At 67.7% G+C, this 19163-nt stretch carries 12 protein-coding genes; 8 read left to right on the top strand and 4 right to left on the bottom strand.

Annotated features, from left to right (window positions below; translation table 11 throughout):
* Nucleotides 1–7: 7 nt before the first annotated feature.
* From AAG895_RS06115 to AAG895_RS06135, 5 genes are all read left to right on the top strand, one after another.
* On the top strand, nt 8–1333 hold the full coding sequence (locus tag AAG895_RS06115) for an HD-GYP domain-containing protein (protein WP_345794635.1): 1326 nt from the start codon (nt 8–10) through the stop codon (nt 1331–1333).
* A gap of 2 nt (nt 1334–1335) precedes the next feature.
* Nucleotides 1336–2640 carry a GGDEF domain-containing phosphodiesterase gene (locus AAG895_RS06120; protein WP_345794636.1) on the top strand — a complete coding sequence of 435 codons (1305 nt, stop codon included), beginning with the start codon at nt 1336–1338 and terminating at the stop codon, nt 2638–2640.
* Between the two features lie 77 nt (nt 2641–2717).
* Nucleotides 2718–3134, top strand: a complete 417-nt coding sequence (locus tag AAG895_RS06125) for a DUF2946 domain-containing protein (RefSeq protein ID WP_345794637.1) — start codon at nt 2718–2720, stop codon at nt 3132–3134.
* Between the two features lie 188 nt (nt 3135–3322).
* The gene (locus tag AAG895_RS06130) at nt 3323–3793 is read left to right on the top strand and encodes a copper chaperone PCu(A)C (protein WP_345794638.1); all 471 of its coding nucleotides are present in this window, start codon (nt 3323–3325) and stop codon (nt 3791–3793) included.
* 183 nt (nt 3794–3976) lie between these two features.
* The gene (locus tag AAG895_RS06135) at nt 3977–6037 is read left to right on the top strand and encodes a TonB-dependent copper receptor (RefSeq protein WP_345794639.1); all 2061 of its coding nucleotides are present in this window, start codon (nt 3977–3979) and stop codon (nt 6035–6037) included.
* A 123-nt stretch (nt 6038–6160) separates the two neighbouring features.
* Here the strand turns inward: AAG895_RS06135 and lpdA are convergent, their stop codons facing one another.
* The 4 genes from lpdA to AAG895_RS06155 form a co-directional block, all read right to left on the bottom strand.
* Entirely contained in the window at nt 6161–7930 is a 1770-nt protein-coding gene (gene lpdA / locus AAG895_RS06140; RefSeq protein ID WP_345794640.1) for a dihydrolipoyl dehydrogenase, read from the bottom strand.
* A 10-nt stretch (nt 7931–7940) separates the two neighbouring features.
* A complete protein-coding gene (gene aceF / locus AAG895_RS06145) occupies nt 7941–9620 on the bottom strand; it encodes a dihydrolipoyllysine-residue acetyltransferase (RefSeq protein ID WP_345794641.1) in 1680 nt (559 codons plus the stop codon).
* A 20-nt stretch (nt 9621–9640) separates the two neighbouring features.
* Complete coding sequence (aceE, locus tag AAG895_RS06150; protein ID WP_345794642.1) at nt 9641–12322, bottom strand: pyruvate dehydrogenase (acetyl-transferring), homodimeric type; 2682 nt, start codon at nt 12320–12322, stop codon at nt 9641–9643.
* 178 nt (nt 12323–12500) lie between these two features.
* The gene (locus AAG895_RS06155) at nt 12501–13751 is read right to left on the bottom strand and encodes an ABC transporter substrate-binding protein (RefSeq protein ID WP_345794643.1); all 1251 of its coding nucleotides are present in this window, start codon (nt 13749–13751) and stop codon (nt 12501–12503) included.
* Between the two features lie 188 nt (nt 13752–13939).
* Here AAG895_RS06155 and AAG895_RS06160 point away from each other — a divergent pair, with 188 nt between their 5' ends.
* The 3 genes from AAG895_RS06160 (at nt 13940) to AAG895_RS06170 (ending at nt 19082) form a co-directional block, all read left to right on the top strand.
* A complete protein-coding gene (locus tag AAG895_RS06160) occupies nt 13940–16648 on the top strand; it encodes a PAS domain S-box protein (RefSeq protein ID WP_345794644.1) in 2709 nt (902 codons plus the stop codon).
* Nucleotides 16623–17261 carry a response regulator transcription factor gene (locus AAG895_RS06165; protein ID WP_345794645.1) on the top strand — a complete coding sequence of 213 codons (639 nt, stop codon included), beginning with the start codon at nt 16623–16625 and terminating at the stop codon, nt 17259–17261. Before AAG895_RS06160 ends, AAG895_RS06165 begins: the two co-directional genes overlap by 26 nt.
* Nucleotides 17262–17345: 84 nt before the next feature.
* Complete coding sequence (locus tag AAG895_RS06170; RefSeq protein ID WP_345794646.1) at nt 17346–19082, top strand: potassium/proton antiporter; 1737 nt, start codon at nt 17346–17348, stop codon at nt 19080–19082.
* Nucleotides 19083–19163: the final 81 nt, after the last annotated feature.

The raw sequence follows: 19163 nt of genomic DNA on the forward strand, positions 1-19163 counted from the left end.
TCATTCATTGAACACCACGATATCGGCGCGCGATCTCAAGATCGGCATGTTCGTCGTCGAGATCGATCGACCGTGGACCGAGACGCCCTTCATGATGCAGGGCTTCCTGATCCAGAACGTCGACCAGCTCAGGGCCTTGCAGCGGCTCTGCCGCGAGGTGGTGATCGACCGCGCACGCTCGGTCGGGGATCAATACAGCGCCAAGATCATCGACAAGGATGCCCCCCTGCTCGGCCTCGACGGCAAGCCGCGCGTGCATCCCGACGCCACCGAGTCGCGCATCGAGGCGCAGCGCTTCCTCAAGGTCGCGCGCAGCTTCAAGGGCAAGATCCACACCAAGCGCCAGCCGCACACGCCGCGCATCCGCGGCGAGGACGGTCGCAGCCGGCTCGAGTCCGAACTGCTCTACTCGGCGCCGATCGTCGACGACGTCTACCGCGTGCTGCGCGAGACGCGGCTGGCGATCGACACCAATGGCAGCATCGACGTCGCGCGCGTGGATGCGCTGGTGGGCGAGATGGCGTCCGGCGTGCAGCGCAACCCGGACGCGCTGCTGTGGCTCACCCGCCTCAAGCGTACCGACCAGTACGCCTATGACCATGCGGTGAACGTGTCGGTGCACGCGATGGTGTTCGCCCGCTTCGTCGGCTTGAGCGGCGCGGAGGTGCGCCAGCTCGGCCTGGCCGGGCTGCTGCAGGACATCGGCAAGGTGCAGATCGACTACGAGGTGCTCAGCAAGCCGGGGCCGCTCGATGACCGCGAGTTCGAGCACGTCAAGGCGCACGTCCGCAACACGGTGAACCTGCTGCGCGTGCACAAGGACTTCGACCCCGCGGTGCTGGCGATCATCGCCGCCCACCACGAGCGCTTCGACGGCACCGGCTATCCCCGTGGCCTCGAGGGCATGAGCATTCCGCTCGCGGCCGAGATGGCCGGCATCATCGACACCTACTGCGCGATGACGCGCGAACGCGTCTATCGCGGTGCGGTGTCGAGCCAGCGTGCGATGGAAACGCTCAATCAACTGCGCAACACCCAGTTCCGCGACACCCTGGTCGACCAGTTCCTGCAGTGCATCGGCCTCTACCCGATCGGTACCCTCGTCGAGCTCAACACCGGCGAGGTCGGCGTCGTGATCCAGCAGAACCAGGTACGGCGCCTGCAGCCGCGCGTTCTCGTGCTGCTCGCACCCGACAAGACCATCGAGCGCTTTCCGCGCACGCTTGACCTGCTCATGCAGCCGCAAACGGCGGACGGTGAGCCCTATCGCATCGTGCAGGCGCTGCCGCCCAACGCGCACGGTATCGACCCGAACGACTTCTATCTGGTCTGAACATGGACGCGCTCACGCCGCCAGGCTTCTTCGCTGCGCTTTCCGAGGTCTCGGCCCGGCTGGCGGATATCAAGGCGGGCAGCGTGGGGGTCGGCGTGGTCTCGCTCTACGCCCGTCCCGATGCCGCGCTCTATCGTCTGCCGCTCGAGCACATGCGGCGCCTCGAGCGCGAGATGGATCGCCAGATTCGCGCTCGCCTGCGCCCGCAGGACGGGCTGTTCGCCCTCGACGGCAAGGAGTGGCTGATCGTGCTGCCGAGCCTGTCGAGTCCCGCGGTGCTCACGCTCGCGATGCTCAAGTTCGAGCAGGCGTTCAACGAGGCCCCGCTCGAGATCGAAGGCATCACGCTGCCGCTGCGGGTAGTGTGTGGTGCCGCAATGTCGCCCGACCACGGCAAGGACGCCTTCCACCTGCTGCAGTCGGCACGCATCGCGAGCCTCGTGGCGGGACGTGCCGAGATCGGCAGCCAGATCTACGAGCCATCGATGGAGCAGTACTCGCCTTCGCTGGCGCTCCTCGAGCGTGACCTGCGCGCGGCTTTCGCCGGAGGCAACGAGCTCGAGCTCTACCTCCAGCCCAAGGTGCACCTGCGCAGCGGCGAGTGCCGCAGCGCCGAGGCGCTGCTGCGCTGGCGCAAGAGCGATGGGCAATGGGTGCCGCCGCCGGTGGTGGTCAGCCTCATCGACCGTCTGGGGCTGCGCCACCGGTTCAACCGCTGGCTGTTCCAGCGCGCCGCCCAGGTCATCCATGTGCTGCGCCTGGAAGGGCTGGAACTGGACGTGTCGATCAACCTGTCGGCGACCGATCTCTACGATGCCGAGGTGCCCGACCTGATCGCGCAGGCGCTGGCGACCTGGAACGTGCAGGCGCAGCGGCTGTGCCTCGAGATCACCGAGACCAGCATGATCGACGAGGCCGCCGGTGACAGCGTCTCGGAAGTCCTGCGCCGCCTTCGCCAACTCGGCCTGAGTCTGTCCATCGACGACTTCGGAACCGGCTTCTCGGGCATGAGCCGCCTCAAGCAGTTCGCCGTGCAGGAGGTCAAGATCGACCGCAGCTTCGTCGTCGACCTGCTCAGCTCGGCACGCGACCGCGAGATCGCGGCATCCATCATCGACCTGTCGCACCGTCTGGGCGTGGACGTCACCGCCGAGGGGGTCGAGGACGAGGAAACGGCCAGCCTGCTGGTCGGGATGGGCTGCGATTACATTCAGGGCTTCCTTTACGCGCCTGCGCTGGCGCTGCCGGAGTTCGTCTCCTGGGTGCGCAGGCGCGAGGGCATCGGCACGCAATTGGCGCAGAAATGACGACGATCAAATGATGTCGATGCCGATCCGGTAGAATCCGGCGCGTCGTCTTGCTTCCCAAAGGGCCGGCTCCGTCCATGCAGCGCTTTCGTCAACGCCTCCACGTCTGGATCGCGATCTTCGCGATGGCGATGAGTGCGCTGGCGCCGACGGTGAGTCGTGCGATGGGGCCGGACGAGCATGGCCGCTACCTCGTCCAGGTCTGCTCCGCGACCGGCGTCGAATGGGTCGCGCTGAGCGCAGACGAAGCGGCCTTCTATGGCGAGACCGGAGCGGTGAGCACCGACTCCGAGCCGGCGGGGCCTTCGCTCGAGGTGGACGACTGTCCCTACTGCTCTGCTCAGTTCGGCAACGCGCTGTCGCCTCCGCCGTCCTTGCCGCATGTCTTTGCCGTCGCCGGCGGCGCGGTGCTGCCCGCGCTTTTCCTGGTCTCCCCGCGACCGCTCTTTGCCTGGTCGCCCGCGCATCCGCGCGCTCCGCCCGCGCTCGCCTGACCCTGCGGGCCCCGCCGGTCGCGTTCAGCTTCCGCGCAGCGCTCATCCAGCCTTGTCTTAAGCTCGCCCTCGCCACCGCATCGTCGGTCGGGCGGGCACGTCGTACGCTGCTTGCCGTCCTCCGTCACGCATTCGGAGCGCCGGCGTGCGAGCGCGCGGCACCATCGCAGATCCATCGGAGATCCACCATGCACAAGCCGACCTTCGCCACCTCCCTCCTGGCCGCACTCGTCCTGCTCGGCAGCGCGGCCGCCCACGCCGAAGTCACCGTCGCCGAGCCCTGGGTGCGCGCCACCGTGCCCGCCCAGAAGGCCACCGGTGCCTTCATGCAGCTCGAGTCCGACGCCGACGCCCGTCTCGTCTCGGCCGCTTCGCCGGTGGCCGGCGTGGTCGAGATTCACGAGATGGTGATGGACAAGGACGTCATGAAGATGAACCGGGTCGATGGCCTGGCGCTCCCCGCAGGGCAGGCCGTCGAGCTCAAGCCCGGCGGCTACCACGTCATGCTGATGGATCTCAAGGACCAGGTTAAGGAGGGTGACCAGGTGCCGCTGACGCTGATCGTCGAGAACAAGGACGGCAGCCGCCAGACCATCGAGCTCACCGCGCCCGCCCGCCCGCTCAATGCGCCGATGAAGATGCAGCACGGCAAGCACTGAGCGCTCGCCCGAGCGCAGCTAGGCGACGGTCCGAGCCCGGCCCGCGCCGAGGTCTGCGCTCCGGCGCAGGCTTTCCCTATTCGCACTCCGTGTCTGTTCGCCCCAGGCGAGCAGAGGGGGCTTGTCGCGCCCGCGATCTGAATTCCATCCGCGCGCAGGCCCGAACAACGAGGATTCTCGACGATGAAAAATACCTTCCGACGCCTGCCACTGGCCGTGGCGATCTCCCTTGCGCTGCCCGCACTTGCAAGCGCCGACGATGCCATCCTGGATAGCGTGGTGGTGACCGCCCCGGTCACGCAGGCACCGCTCACGGTCACCACCGACCCCAAGGCGCCTCGCCAGCCGCTGCCTGCGCATGACGGTGCCGACATGCTGAAGAGCATCCCGGGTTTCTCCGTGATCCGTAAGGGCGGCGCCGACGGCGACCCGGTCTTCCGCGGCATGTCGGGTTCGCGCCTGAACATTCTTCAGGACGGCCAGGATGTGCACGGCGGCTGCGGTGGCCGCATGGATCCGCCGACCGCCTACATCTATCCGGAGTCGTATGACCGCGTGACCGTTCTCAAGGGGCCGCAAACCGTGCTCTATGGCGGTGGCAATTCCGCAGCGGTCGTGCTGTTCGAGCGCGACATGACGCGCCTGACCGAGCCTGGCTGGAGCGCCAGCGGCAGCCTGACCTTCGGCAGTTGGGGGCGCAATGACCAGGTGTTCGATGCGAAGGCCGGCAACCCGGGTGTCTACGCCCGCATCGGTGCGACGCGTTCCGACATGGACAACTACGAGGATGGCGACGGCAAGGAGGTGCATTCCTTCTATACACGCTGGAGCGCCACCGGTGCGCTGGGTTGGACGCCGGACGACGATACCCTGCTCGAACTCAACTTCGGCCGCAGTGACGGGGAGGCCGCCTATGCCGATCGCAGCATGGACGGCGTCAAGTTCGAGCGCGAGCACGTCGGCGTGAAGTTCGAAAAGCGCAACATCTCGCCACTCGTGCAGCGTATCGAGGCCAACGTCTACTACAGCTACATCGACCACGTGATGGACAACTACAGCCTGCGCACGGTCAGCGGGATGAAGATGGTGAACAACCCCGATCGCGAGACCAAGGGCGCGCGGCTCGCGGTCACGCTGACGCCCGCCGAGCGCTGGATGTTCACCCTGGGTGCGGATATCAAGGACGACCTGCACACGGTCAGGAAGGCGAAGGGCGCTGCGACTGACGCCTACACGAACCTGAATCGGGACAAGGACCTCGGCTTCGAGCGCTATGGTGTGTTCGGCGAGGCGACGTACGGCTTGTCCGCGACCCAAAGGATCGTTGCCGGCCTGCGGCTTGACGAGCACGAAGCGAAGGACTACCGGACCTCGATCGAAGTCGGCATGAATGTCAGGCCGAACGTGTTCGCGGACGCGTCTCGCGACGAGCGTCTCGAGAGTGGCTTCCTGCGGTTCGAAGAGGACTACGCAGCGGGGCAGGGCACCTGGTACGCGGGCATTGGCTATGCCGAGCGCTTCCCGGATTTCTGGGAGTTCATGCGCGCAACGCCGACGACGCTGGGCACGGGCAGCGTTGCCGACGCCCGCGATTTCGGCAATCTCAAGCCCGAGACGAATGCCCAGATCGACGTCGGGGCCAACTGGGCTGCCGGGAGCCTGAATGCTTCGGTGGCAGGCTTTTACAGCAAGGTCGATGACTACATGCTGCTGCGTTGGTGGCAGGTCGGCACGACCTCGGTCGCCGACGTCCGCAACATCGACGCCACGCTGTATGGCGCCGAAGCCGACCTCACCTGGCGTTTCGCCCCGAACTGGAGTGCGACCGGCACGCTGGCCTGGGTGCATGGCAAGAACGACACCGACGGCAAGGCGCTCGCCCAGCAGCCGCCGCTCGAAGCTCGTGTCGCCCTCGAGTACAACGACGGCACCTTCTCCTATGGCGGCCTGTTGCGCGTGGTTGCCAGGCAGGACCGGGTCGATGTCGGGTCGGGCAGTATCGTCTCCAACGGCAAGGATCTCGGACCCACGCCGGGCTTTGCAACGCTGGCACTCAATGCGGGATGGCGCCCCAACAAGGCGACGCTGCTGACCGTCGGCGTCGACAACGTCTTCGATCGCACTTATCACGAGCACCTGTCGCAGGGCAGTGCCGCGATCGCCGGATATGAGGCCGTCAACAACGAAATCATCAACGAGCCCGGTCGCACCTTCTGGCTGAAGGCGCAGGTCGCGCTCGACTGACGCTGATCGATCCGTTTCAGACCGCCGAGCAGCAAAGCGAAGCCCCCGGAGCCCTTCTTTGCGAAGGGGCCGGGGGCTTCTCCATGGGGCGATCGCTCCGCCCCCGCAAGCGCGGCGAGTTGCTTACTTCTTGCGCATCGGTGGCAGGTCGGTGCAGCTGCCGTGGGCCACTTCGGCCGCCATGCCCACCGTCTCGCCCAGGGTCGGGTGCGGGTGGATGGTCTTGCCGATGTCGACCGCATCCGCGCCCATCTCGATGGCCAGGCACACCTCGCCGATCATGTCGCCGGCCGAGGGGCCGACGATGGTGCCGCCGATCACGCGGTGCGTCTCGGCGTCGAAGATCAGCTTCGTGAAGCCGTAGTCGGCGCCGTTGGCGATCGCGCGGCCACTGGCTGCCCACGGGAACTTGGCGGTGTCGACCTTCTTACCCTCGGCCTTGGCCTGCGCCTCGGTGTAGCCGACCCAGGCCACTTCCGGGTGGGTGTAGGCCACGCCCGGGATCACGGTGGCGTCGAACGCCGACTTGTGCCCGGCGGCGACTTCGGCCGCCACGTGCGCCTCATGCACCGCCTTGTGGGCGAGCATGGGCTGGCCGACGACGTCGCCAATGGCGAAGATGTGCGGCACGTTGGTGCGCATCTGCGCATCGACCGGGATGAAGCCGCGCTCGCCGACGATCACCCCGGCCTTGTCGGCGCCGATCTTGTTGCCGTTGGGCGAACGGCCCGCCGACTGCAGGATCATGTCGTAGCGCACCGGCTCGGCAGGGGCCTTTTCACCCTCGAACTTGACCCACAGGCCGTCTTCCTTGGCCTCGACCGCGACCGTCCTGGTCTTGAGCATGATGTTGTCGAAGCGGTGGGCGTTCTGCTTCTCCCACACCTTGACCGCGTCGCGGTCCGGACCCTGCATCAGGCCGTCCATCATCTCGACCACGTCGATGCGCGCACCGAGCGTGGAGTACACCGTGGCCATCTCGAGGCCGATGATGCCGCCGCCGATCACCAGCATCTTGCCCGGCACCTGGCGCAGCTCGAGCGCGCCGGTGGAGTCGACGATGCGCGGATCGCGCGGGATGAAGGGCAGGTGCACCGCGGCCGAACCGGCAGCGATGATGCATTGCTTGAACTTCACCACCTTCTTGGCGCCGGTCTTGTCCTGGCTGCTGCCGGTGGTCTCCTCGACTTCCAGATGGTGCGGGTCGAGGAAGTGGCCGTAGCCGCGGATGACGTCGACCTTGCGTGCCTTGGCCATGCCGGAGAGGCCGCCGGTGAGCTTGCCGATCACGCCGTCCTTGTGCTTCCTGAGCGCATCGACATCGACCGTGGGCTTGGCGAACGTGATGCCGGCGGTGTCGACGTGCTCGGCCTCCTCGATCACCGCGGCCACGTGCAGCAGCGCCTTGGAGGGGATGCAGCCGACGTTCAGGCACACGCCGCCGAGCGTCGCGTAACGCTCGATGATCGCGGTCCTGAGGCCGAGGTCGGCGGCGCGGAAGGCGGCCGAGTAGCCGCCCGGGCCGGCGCCGAGCACGACCATGTCGTACTCGACATCGGCCGCGCCGCCGTGGGCAGCGGCAGCAGGCGCAGTGACCGGCGCCGCTGCAGGTGCCGGTGCGGCGGCGGCCGGGGCAGGCGCTGCCGCGGCAGCACCGGCGGCCTCGACCTTGAGCAGCACGGCGCCTTCGCCGACCTTGTCGCCGACGGCGACCAGCACTTCCTTGACCACCCCGGCGGCCGAGGACGGCACGTCCATCGTGGCCTTGTCGGACTCGAGCGTGCAGATCGCGTCATCCACGTTGATGCTGTCGCCGACCTTGACGAACAGCTCGATCACCGGCACTGAATCGAAATCGCCGATGTCCGGAACCTTGACTTCCACGAGACTCATGGCGATCTCCTTACAGCATCACGCGGCGGAAATCCGCCAGCAGTTGCGCGAGGTACACGTTGAAGCGGGTGGCCAGTGCGCCGTCGATCACGCGGTGGTCCGCGGTCAGCGACATCGGCAGGGTGAGGCGCGGCACGAAAGCCTTGCCGTCCCACACCGGCTTCATCACCGACTTGTTGACACCGAGGATGGCGACTTCGGGCGCATTGACGATCGGCGCGAAGTAGGTGCCACCGATGCCGCCCAGCGAGCTGATCGTGAAGCAGGCACCCGACATGTCGGCCGGGCCGAGCTTGCCGTCACGCGCCTTCTTGGCCAGCGCGCCGGTCTCGGCGGCGATCTCGAACACGCTCTTCTTGTCGGCGTCCTTCACCACCGGCACCACGAGGCCGTTGGGGGTGTCGGCGGCGAAGGCGATGTTGAAGTACTTCTTGTAGACCAGGTTGTCGCCGTCGAGACTGGTGTTGAACTCGGGGAATTCCTGCAGCGCGCGCACCGAGGCCTTGATGATGAAGGCGAGCATCGTGAGCTTCTTGCCGGACTTCTCGTGCTCCTTGTTCATCGCCACCCGGAAGGCTTCCAGGTCGGTGATGTCGGCGTCCTCGTGGTAGGTCACCGCCGGGATCATCACCCAGTTACGGGCGAGGTTCTGGCCGGAGATCTTCTTGATGCGCGACAGCGGCTTGACCTCGATCTCGCCGAACTTGGCGAAGTCGACCTTGGGCCACGGCAGCAGATCGAGGCCGCCGCCCAGGCTTGCGCCGGCGGCTGCAGCCGGAGTCTTGCCCGGGACCACGCCGCTGGTCATGACGCCCTTGATGAAGGCGGCGACGTCTTCCTTGAGGATGCGACCCTTGGGGCCGGTGGCCTTGACCTGGCCGAGATCGACGCCGAGCTCGCGGGCGAAGGCACGCACGGACGGGCTGGCATGCACCTTGCCGCCCACCTTGACCGCCGAGGGCGCAGCCGCCGAGGCGACGGGCATCGAGGCGGGCGCGCTCGCGGCCGGGCCGCCGTCGGCCAGCGGCGCCGGGGAGGAGGCCGGTGCCGCCGCTGCGGCGGTCGCCACCGGCGCGACCGGAACGGCGGCAGCGCTGGCGCCACCCGCGGTCTCGAGCTTGATCAGGGCCTTGCCCTGGCTGACCTTGTCACCGAGCGCGACCAGCACTTCCTTGACCACGCCGGCGTGCGAGGAGGGCACGTCCATGGTGGCCTTGTCCGATTCCAGTGTGCAGATCGCATCGTCGACCTTGATGCTGTCGCCCACCTTCACGAACAGCTCGATCACCGGGACAGCGTCGAAATCACCGATGTCGGGCACCACCACCTCGACCACGCCGCCGCCCGCGGGCGCCGCTGCAGCGACAGGCGCTGCGGGCGCAGCAGCAGGCGCCGTTGCGGCCGGGGCGGGGGCCGCGGCGGCAGCGGCCGGCGCAGCCGCTGCGACGCCCGCCGCCTCGACCTTGATCAGCACGCTGCCCTCGGAGACCTTGTCGCCGATGTTGACCAGCACTTCCTTGACCACGCCGGCGTGCGACGACGGCACGTCCATCGTGGCCTTGTCGGACTCGAGCGTGGCGATCGCGTCATCGACTGCGATCGTGTCGCCCACCTTCACGAACAGCTCGATCACCGGCACGGCGTCGAAATCGCCGATGTCCGGAACCTTCACTTCAATGAGTTGGCTCATGTTCTTGTCTCCTTGCGCGCTCAGACCGACATCGGGTTCGGCTTGGACGGGTCGAGGTTGTACTTGACCAGCGCCGCGGCCACCTTGTCGCGGCCGATCACGCCGTCATCGGCCAACGCCTTCAGCGCGGCCAGCGTGACCCAGTGGCGATCCACCTCGAAGAAGTGGCGCAGTTGCTCGCGGGTGTCCGAGCGCCCGAAGCCGTCGGTGCCCAGCGTGACGTAGGTGTTCTTCACGAACGGACGGATCTGCTCTGCGAACATGCGGATGTAGTCGGTGGCGGCGATGACCGGGCCTTTCGCGCCGTCGAGCTTCTGCGCGACGTGCGAGCTGCGGGGCTCTTCCATCGGGTGCAGCAGGTTCCAGCGCTCGACGTCCTGGCCATTGCGGGCGAGCTCGTTGAAGCTGGGCGCGCCCCAGATGTCGGCTTCCACGCCCCAGTCGGCCTTGAGCAGCTCGGCGGCGGCGATCACCTCGCGGAAGATCGTGCCCGAACCCATCAGCTGCACGCGCGGACCGCTGCTCTCGGCGCCCTTGCGGAAGGCGTACAGACCCTTGAGGATGTCGGCCTCGGCGCCCACCGGCATCTCGGGATGTTCGTAGTTCTCGTTCATCACCGTGATGTAGTAGTAGACGTCCTCCTGTTCGGCGAACATCCGGCGCATGCCGTCCTGCACGACGACCGCGACTTCGTACTGGAAGGTCGGGTCGTAGCTGATGCAGTTGGGGATCATGTTGGCCATCAGCAGGCTGTGGCCGTCCTCGTGCTGAAGGCCTTCGCCGTTCAGCGTGGTGCGTCCGGCGGTGCCCCCGATGAGGAAGCCGCGGGTGCGCTGGTCGGCTGCCGCCCAGCACAGGTCCATGGTGCGCTGCAGGCCGAACATCGAATAGAAGATGTAGAACGGCACCATCTGCACGCCATGCACGCTGTAGGCGGTACCGGCGGCGATCCAGTCGGCCATCGCGCCCGCTTCGTTGATGCCTTCCTGCAGCACCTGGCCAGTCTGGCTTTCCTTGTAGAACATGAGCTGGTCATGGTCTTCCGGCACGTACTTCTGGCCTTCCTGGTTCCAGATGCCGTACTGGCGGAACATGCCCTCCATGCCGAAGGTGCGGCTCTCGTCGGGGACGATCGGCACGATGTGCTTGCCGATCTGCTTGTCCTTCAACAGCGTGTTCATGATGCGCACCACCGCCATCGTCGTCGACAGCTCGCGGCCTTCGCCCGAGGCCTTCAGCAGCGCGGCAAACGCATCCAGCGCGGGCACGGCCAGCGGCGCGGCCTTGGTGCGGCGCTGGGGCAGGAAGCCGCCCAGGTCCATGCGGCGCTGCATCATGTACTTGTATTCGGGGGAGCCTTCCTCGAACTTGAGGTAGGGCAGTTCCTCGAGCTTGTCGTCGGGCACCGGCAGGCCGAAGCGGTCGCGGAAGCGGCGGATCGCCTCGACGTCCATCTTCTTCTGCTGGTGGCTGATGTTCATGGCCTCGCCGGCCTGGCCCATGCCGAAGCCCTTGATGGTCTTGGCCAGGATCAGCGTGGGCTGGCCCTTGTGTTCGCTGGCGGCCTTGTAGGCGGAGAAGATCTTGAACAGGTCATGGCCGCCGCGGTTCAGGTTCCACACCTGGTCGTCGGTCCAGTCGGCCACCAGCGCGCGCAGCTCGGGCGTGTTGAAGAAGTGCTCGCGTACGTAGGCGCCGTCCTTGGCCTTGAAGGTCTGGTACTCGCCGTCGCAGAGTTCCATCATGCGCTGCTTGAGGAGACCCTTCTTGTCGCGCGCGAAGAGCGCATCCCAGGCCGTGCCCCAGATGACCTTGATGACGTTCCAGCCCGCGCCGCGGAAGCCGGCTTCGAGCTCCTGGATGATCTTGCCGTTGCCGCGCACCGGGCCATCGAGGCGCTGCAGGTTGCAGTTGATCACGAACACGAGGTTGTCGAGCTTCTCGCGGCCGGCCATGCCGATCGCGCCGAGCGACTCGACCTCGTCGGTCTCGCCGTCGCCCAGGAAGGCCCACACCTTGCGCTGCTCTGCGCGCGCGGCGTCGATCATGCCGCGGCTGGCCATGTACTTCATGAAGCGCGCCTGGTAGATCGCGCACAGCGGGCCCAGGCCCATCGACACGGTCGGGAACTGCCAGAAGTCCGGCATCAGCCAGGGGTGCGGATAGGACGAGATGCCCTTGCCGCCGACTTCCTGGCGGAAATTGTCCATCTGCTCCTCGGACAGGCGGCCGAGCATGAACGCGCGCGCATACACCCCGGGCACCGAGTGGCCCTGGAAGTAGATCATGTCGCCGTCGTGCTGCTCGGAGGGCGCGTGCCAGAAATGCGAGAAGCCGACGTCATAGAGCGCCGCGGCCGATGCGAACGAGGCGATGTGGCCGCCGACGTTGGTGTTCTTGTTCGCCCGCACGACCATCGCCATGGCGTTCCAGCGGATGTAGGAGTGCAGCTTGATCTCCATGTCCGGATCGCCCGGGTAGGGCGGCTGCTGCTCGGCGGGGATGGTGTTGATGTACTCGGTGGTGGCCGAGTACGGGATGTTCACCCCTTCCTGGCGCGCGGTGGCGATCAGGGTCTCGATCAGGTAGTGCGCGCGCTGCGGGCCTTCGTGTTCGACGACGGCGGCCAGCGACTCCAGCCATTCCTTCGTTTCCTGCGGGTCCGTGTCGGTGTGCGGCAGAACGTTGCTGTTTCCGGTCATGGTTCGTCTCCTCATGACTTTCGGTTGGCGATCCCTGCCCTGTAGGGCAGAACGGTTTTTGTTGCGAGCACGACCATGCCGGTTGGCGCACGGCCGACTTTTCGAAATATAAAACGTGTTTTCGCAATGTGCAATAACTTTTCGCTGAACCGGTGTGTCACTCGCTCCGTATCCGGGGTCAGGGCAGCGGGTTGCGTGGGGGCTCGCCCTCGCGGGCGAAGACGACTTCGCCGTTGCGGATCTCGCCCAGGTGGATCTGCTGCGTGGAATGCAGGGTCTCGTGGTTGTCCGCGGAGAAGGGGCGGTGGTAGGTCATGACGACCCCGTCGACCAGCGCCTGCAGGTTCTCCAGCGCCTCGCGGATGCGCGTGCCTTCGACGCTGCCCGCCTGGCGGATGGCGGCGGCCAGCAGCAGCATCGAGTCGTAGCCCTGCGCCGCGGCCGGCGGCACCGGAATCCGGGTGCTGCCCGTGGCTTTTTGCCAGGCTTCGAGAAAGGCGGACTGCTTGGGCGTGTGCGCTGCCTGGATGAAGGTCTGCGGCATGCGTGCGCCTTCCGCGTTGCGGCCGGCGATCTCGATGAAGTTCGACATCGCCAGCGTCCAGCTGCCGATGATCGGCACCTTCCACTGCATGCGCGCCATGCCGTTGGCGATGTGGGCCAGTTCGGGGCCGATGCCGTAGGTGAGCACAGCCTGAGCGCCCGCCGCGCGTGCGCGCTCGAGCTGGGGTTGCATGTCGGTCTGGCGCAGCTGGAAGCGCTCCACCGCCACCGGTTCGACGCCCCGGCCGCGCAGGGCGGCGGCCAGGTCGGCGCTGCCGAGCACGCCATAGTTGCTGGCGTCGTGGAGGATGGCGAGGCGGGTGAAGCCGCGGCGCACGACCGCCTCGTCCGCGATGACCGCCGCCTGCAGGGTGTCGTTGGCCGATACGCGGAAGACGTAGTTCTGGGGGAACTCCGGGGGCTGGAACTGGCGCGTGATCAGGGTGCCGGTGGCGACGGAGGTGATCACCGGGATGCGCGCGTTCTGGTAGTGGCGCTGGCTGGCGAGCGCGACGCCGGTATTGACGATGCCAAGGCCGGCGACCACACGCTCGCGGTTCACGAAGTCGCGGGCGATCTGCGCGCCGAGCTCGTTGCTCGCCTCGTCATCGCGCTCGACCAGCTCGATGCGTCGTCCGAGAACGCCGCCTGCGGCATTGAGCTCGGCGGTCGCGATGCGGATGCCGGTGCGCATCGACAAGCCCATTGGCGATGACGGCCCCGAGAACGGCCCCGAAACCCCGATCCGCACCGGCGCGCGTTCGCTCGTCCCGTTCGTGCTGCCGACCTGAGGGGCCTGTGCCGATGCTGCGTGTGCCAGCGCGAGCGGCACGATCAACAGCACGGCGGGGAGGGCGCGACGAAACAGCGCGATCAGCGAGCACATGTCTGCACTCTAGGCAGCGTACCCGCTCCCAAGTATTGGCGAAAACCCGGACTGTCTGCCTGCGCGACGGCATCGAGGCTAATGCCAGTGGAATTGCCGCGGTAAGGGTTAGACCGGATGACGAGGGCGCGGTCCATGGTAAAGAATCGCGGACTCTCCTCACGCCCGCAAAGTCGCCGTCCGTCCTCATGCAAGAGCCCGCTGCCGTTCAGGCCTCCTCGCCGCGCTGGTATTGGGCCGTGCCATATGTGGCGGTGACCTTGTTCGCCCTCGCCATGCTTGCCCTCGTCTGGCTGCTGCAGGCGCGCGAGACGGCGGTCGAGCGCGACGGGCTGGCGCGTGACCTGCAATGGACCGAGCAGGCGATCCGCCGCGCCATGTTCGGCACCGAGGAGTTTCTCGGCCAGATGGCGCGCGACCTCGCCGCAGGCTCCCTCGATTACGACGGCTTTCAGCTCTCCGCCAACGAGCACCTCGCCGCCAACGCGGCGCTCACCAACATCGCCTGGGTGGGGCGGGACCAAGTCATCCGCTGGGCTGCGCCCTTCGACAATCAGGACTGGCTCGCGGGCGAGGCCCTGGTCGACGCCCAGGTGCAGGCCTTCCAGCGGAGCGCCCTGTCCTCGCGCCCAACCTACGGTCTGCCTTACCTCCGCTCGAGGGGCGGGGTCGTGTTCGAGCTTCATGCGCCGGTTCAGCGCCGTGGCGAGTTCGTCGGCGTGATCGTCGCGGTGTATTCGGTGGAACGCATGATCAGCCGCCTCGCCCCGGACTGGTTCGCGGAGAAGTACCGGCTCGCGGTGCTCGATCCGGCGGGCGAGGTGCTGGCGCTCAGCTCGGCGCTGCCCGCCGGCGACGCGCTCCTCTCCCAGACGCTCGCGCTCGAGCCGCCGGGCAACGGCATGGCCCTGCAGGCCATGGCGCTGCGCCCGGGCGGCGCGCTGGCGCGGATGCTGCCGTCCGGGGTGATCCTCGGACTGTCGCTGATCGTGATGTGGAGCCTGTGGTCATTGCGGCGCCATGTGCTGCGCCGCGTGCAGGTGGAGAAGGAGCGCGACCGCCTGTTCAACCTCTCGCTCGACATGCTGTGCGTGGTCGACCTGGACGGTCGCTTCCGGCGCTGCAACCCCGCCTTCGAGCGCGTGCTCGGCCACGATCCCGGGCGCCTGCCCGGCCTGTCGCTGATCGACTTCGTCCATCCCGATGACGTTGCCGCGACGCTGGACATGCTGCGCAGCCTGGCCGCCGGCGAGGCGGTGAATTTCGAGAACCGCTTCCGCTGCGCCGACGGCCGCTACAAGTGGCTGGTGTGGAGCATCAACCCGGTGCGCGAGGAGCGCCTGGTGTATGCCGTGGCGCACGACATCACCGGCCGCAAGGCCACCGAGGACGCCTTGCGCGCCGAATCCGCCTTCCGCAAGGCGATGGAGGACTCGGTCGTCACCGGCCTGCGTGCGATCGACCTCACGGGCCGCATCATCTACGTGAACAGCGCCTTCTGCCGCATGATCGGCTTCGACGAGGACGAGCTGCTCGGGGCCGGGCCGCCGTTCCCCTACTGGCCGCCCGAGCAGCGCGAAGTGTGCGAGCGCAACCTGGCGATGACGCTGGCCGGACAGGCCCCGCGCAGCGGCTTCGAGATGCGCATCCAGCGCAAGAACGGCGAGCGCTTCGATGCGCGCTTCTATCTCTCGCCGCTGATCGACCTCACCGGCCGCCAGACCGGCTGGATGGCCTCGATCACCGACATCACCGAGCCCAAGCGCGTGCGCGCGGCGCTCGAGTCGGCGCACGAGCGCTTCGAGGCGGTGCTCGATGGGCTGGACGCCGCGGTGTTCGTGGCCGACGCGCGCACCGACGAGATCCTGTTCGCCAACCTCGCCTTCAAGCGCATCCATGGCTTCGACGCCGTCGGGCGCACCGTGCGCGGGGTGGCGGTGCCGCAGCCCGAGCGCGGCGACTACCGCATCGATCCGCGCAACCTCTTGCCGGCCGACGTGCCGCGCGAGCTCTTCGACGGCGAACTCCAGCATCCGCTGTCCGGGCGCTGGTACCACGTGCGCGAGCAGGCCACACGCTGGGTGGACGGCCGCGTGGTGCGCATGGGCATCGCCACCGACATCACCGACCGCAAGCAGACCGCCGAGGTGGCCCGCCAGCAGGAAGAGCGCCTGCAACGCACCGCGCGCCTGATCACCATGGGCGAGATGGCCTCGACGCTGGCGCACGAGCTCAACCAGCCGCTGTCGGCGATCGCCAACTACTGTGCGGGGTCGGTGACGCGACTGCAGGCGGGCAACGCGAAGACCGAGGACGTGCTCGCCGCGATGCAGAAGGCGAGCTTCCAGGCCGAGCGCGCCGGCAAGATCATCCGCCGCGTGCGCGAGTTCGTGAAGAAGAGCGAGCCGCGGCGCAGTGCGGTGAAGATCACCGACGTGCTCGACGACGCGATCGGCTTTGCCGACATCGACGCGCGCCGCACCGGTACCCGCATCCACACCGAGATCGAGCCCGACCTGCCGCTGGTGTTCGCCGACCGCATCATGATCGAGCAGGTGCTGCTCAACCTCATCCGCAACGGCTTCGATGCGATGGCCGATACCCCGCCCGAGCAGCGCGTGCTCACCGTGCGCGTGCGAGGCTGCGGCGACGCGGCGATCGAGGTCGCGGTGATCGACCGCGGCCACGGCATCAGCGAGGAGGGCCGGCAGCAACTGTTCACACCCTTCTACACCACCAAGACCGAAGGCATGGGCATGGGCCTGAACATCTGCCGCTCCATCGTCGAGTTCCACAACGGCAGATTGCTTGTCGATGCGAACCCCGAAGGCGGTACCATATTCTCGTTTACCCTGCCGACGGAGACTGCCAGTGAGCGGATTGCCCGCAGCGCCTGACCAGATCGTTCACATCGTCGATGACGACGAAGCCCTGCGCGACTCGCTCGTCTGGATGCTCGAAGCCAACGGATATGCCGTGGCGGCCCACGACTCCGCGGAGGCCTTCCTCGCCGCCTGCGCACCCGAGATGACCGGCTGCATCGTGCTCGACGTGCGCATGCCGGGCATGAGCGGGCTGGAGCTCTTCGAGGAGCTCGGCCGCCGCCGCTGCGGGCTGCCGGTGGTCTTCATCACCGGCCATGGCGACGTCCCGATGGCCGTCTCCGCGCTCAAGAAGGGCGCGGTCGACTTCATCGAGAAGCCCTTCGGCGAGCGCGACATGCTGTGCCTGGTCGAGCAGTGCCTCCAGCTCGAGCGCGAGACGCGCGACAAGCGCCTGCTCGAGGCCGACACCGCCCGCCGGCTGGAGCAGCTCACCCAGCGCGAGCGTGAGGTGCTCGACCTGATCATCGTCGGCAAGCTCAACAAGCAGATCGCCGACGTGCTCGGCATAAGCATCAAGACGGTGGAAGTCCACCGTGCCCGCGTGATGGAGAAGATGGGCGCGCATTCGCTGGCCGAACTCGTCCAGCACGTCGTCTCGCTCGAACCGAGCGCCCCCCTGCGCTGAAGCGCACCGCGGCGCCGACGCGATCTGCGCCCGTGCCGCCTGCGCGCAGGCGGCACGCAAACCGACAATCAACGCACCCTCTGAATGACCGGAATCAACGCCCTTTTCCTGCTCACCGGCCTGCTGCTGTTCATCAGCGTGCTGGCAAGCACCATCTCCGCGCGCCTCGGCCTGCCGCTGCTGCTGCTCTTTCTCGGCGTGGGCATGCTCGCGGGCGAGGACGGGCCGGGCGGCATCGTCTTCGAGGACTTCTTCATCGCCTCGCTGATCGCGCAGGCTGCCCTGTCGGTCATCCTGCTCGACGGCGGCCTGCGCACGCGGGTGAGCAGCTTTCGGGTGGCCCTGAAGCCGGCCGCGGTGCTGGCGACCTGGGGCGTGGTGGGCACCGCTGCACTGCTCGGCGTCTTCGCCACCTGGATTCTCGACGTGGACTGGCGGCTCGGCCTGCTGCTCGCGGCAATCGTCGGGTCGACGGACGCGGCAGCGGTGTTCGCCTTGCTGCGCAACAGCGGGGTGCGCCTGAACGAGCGCGTGCAGGCGACGCTGGAGATCGAGTCGGGCGCCAACGATCCGATGGCGATCCTGCTCGTCACCGCGCTCGTCGGCACCTTGCTCGAGCCGGAGCGCGCGAGCCTCGGCGGCTTCGTCTGGCTGCTGGTGAGCCAGCTCGGCCTCGGCGCGGTGCTCGGGCTCGCCGGCGGCTGGGTGCTTGCCCGCCTGATGGCGCGGCTGACCCTGCCCGAGGGCCTGTATGCGCTGCTGATCCTGTCCGGCGGCACGCTGGTCTTCGCCGCCACGAACCTGCTCAACGGCAGCGGCTTCCTCGCCGTTTATCTGGCCGGGGTCGTGGTCGGCAACCGCCGTACCCATGCCACCGAGCACGTGCTGCGGGTCATGGACGGTCTCGCGTGGCTGGCACAGGCGGGCATGTTCGTCGTGCTGGGCCTGCTGGTTACGCCATCGCACCTGTTCGAGCACGGCCTGCAGGCCCTGGCCATGGCGGTGTTCCTGATGCTGGTCGCGCGCCCGCTCGCGGTGCTGATCGGCCTGGCGCCCTTCCGTTACAAGCGTAACGAGCTCGCCTACGTCAGCTGGGTCGGCCTGCGCGGCGCGGTGCCGGTCGTGCTGGCGATCGTGCCGGTGGTGATGGGGGTGCCCGACTCGCAGCTGCTGTTCAACGTCGCCTTCGCCGTCGTGCTGCTGTCGCTGCTGGTGCAGGGCGCCACCGTGCCGCTGGCGGCGCGCTGGCTGAAGGTGGAGGTGCCGCCGCGCGACGAGCCGCGCGACAAGCGGGAGGTCTGGGTGGGCGATGAGGCGGCGGTCGACTTGCTCGAGTACTGCGTGGCAGGCGGATCGCGCGCCGAGGGGCGGCATCCGGACAGCGTGGCCGACGAGTTTCCCGGCGAGGACGTGCGCTGCGTGGCGCTGGTGCGCGCACGTCGCCTGCATCCGCTGACCGCGCACACGCGCATGATCCCGGGCGACTCGGTGTGGTTCGTGGCCCCGGACGCGATTGCCGACCAGATCGCGCGCCTCTTCGGCGGAACCGGCGGCGAGCTCAGCGCCAATGCGAGCTTCTTCGGCGAGTTCGTCGTGGACCCGGAGTGCCTCGCGGGGGATCTTGCCGACGCCTATGGCTTGAGCATCGCCGAGCAGGAGCGTCGCCTCAGCGTGGGCGCGCTCATGCTCGCCCGCCTGGGGCGGGCGGCGGTGGTGGGCGACCGTGTCGAGATCGGCGCATTCACCCTCACCGTGCGCGAGATGAGCGACCGGGGCGTGATCACCGCCGCCGGCCTCAAGTGCCCGCCCTTCGGCGCCTGACCCCTGCGGCCCGGGTGCGCCGCGGGTGGGGACCTTGCACCGCACGCGATCCCGGGCTCCCGGTCGCTCCGCATGTTGCTG

It is taken from the genome of Thauera sp. JM12B12, assembly GCF_039614725.1.
GTDB lineage: Bacteria > Pseudomonadota > Gammaproteobacteria > Burkholderiales > Rhodocyclaceae > Thauera.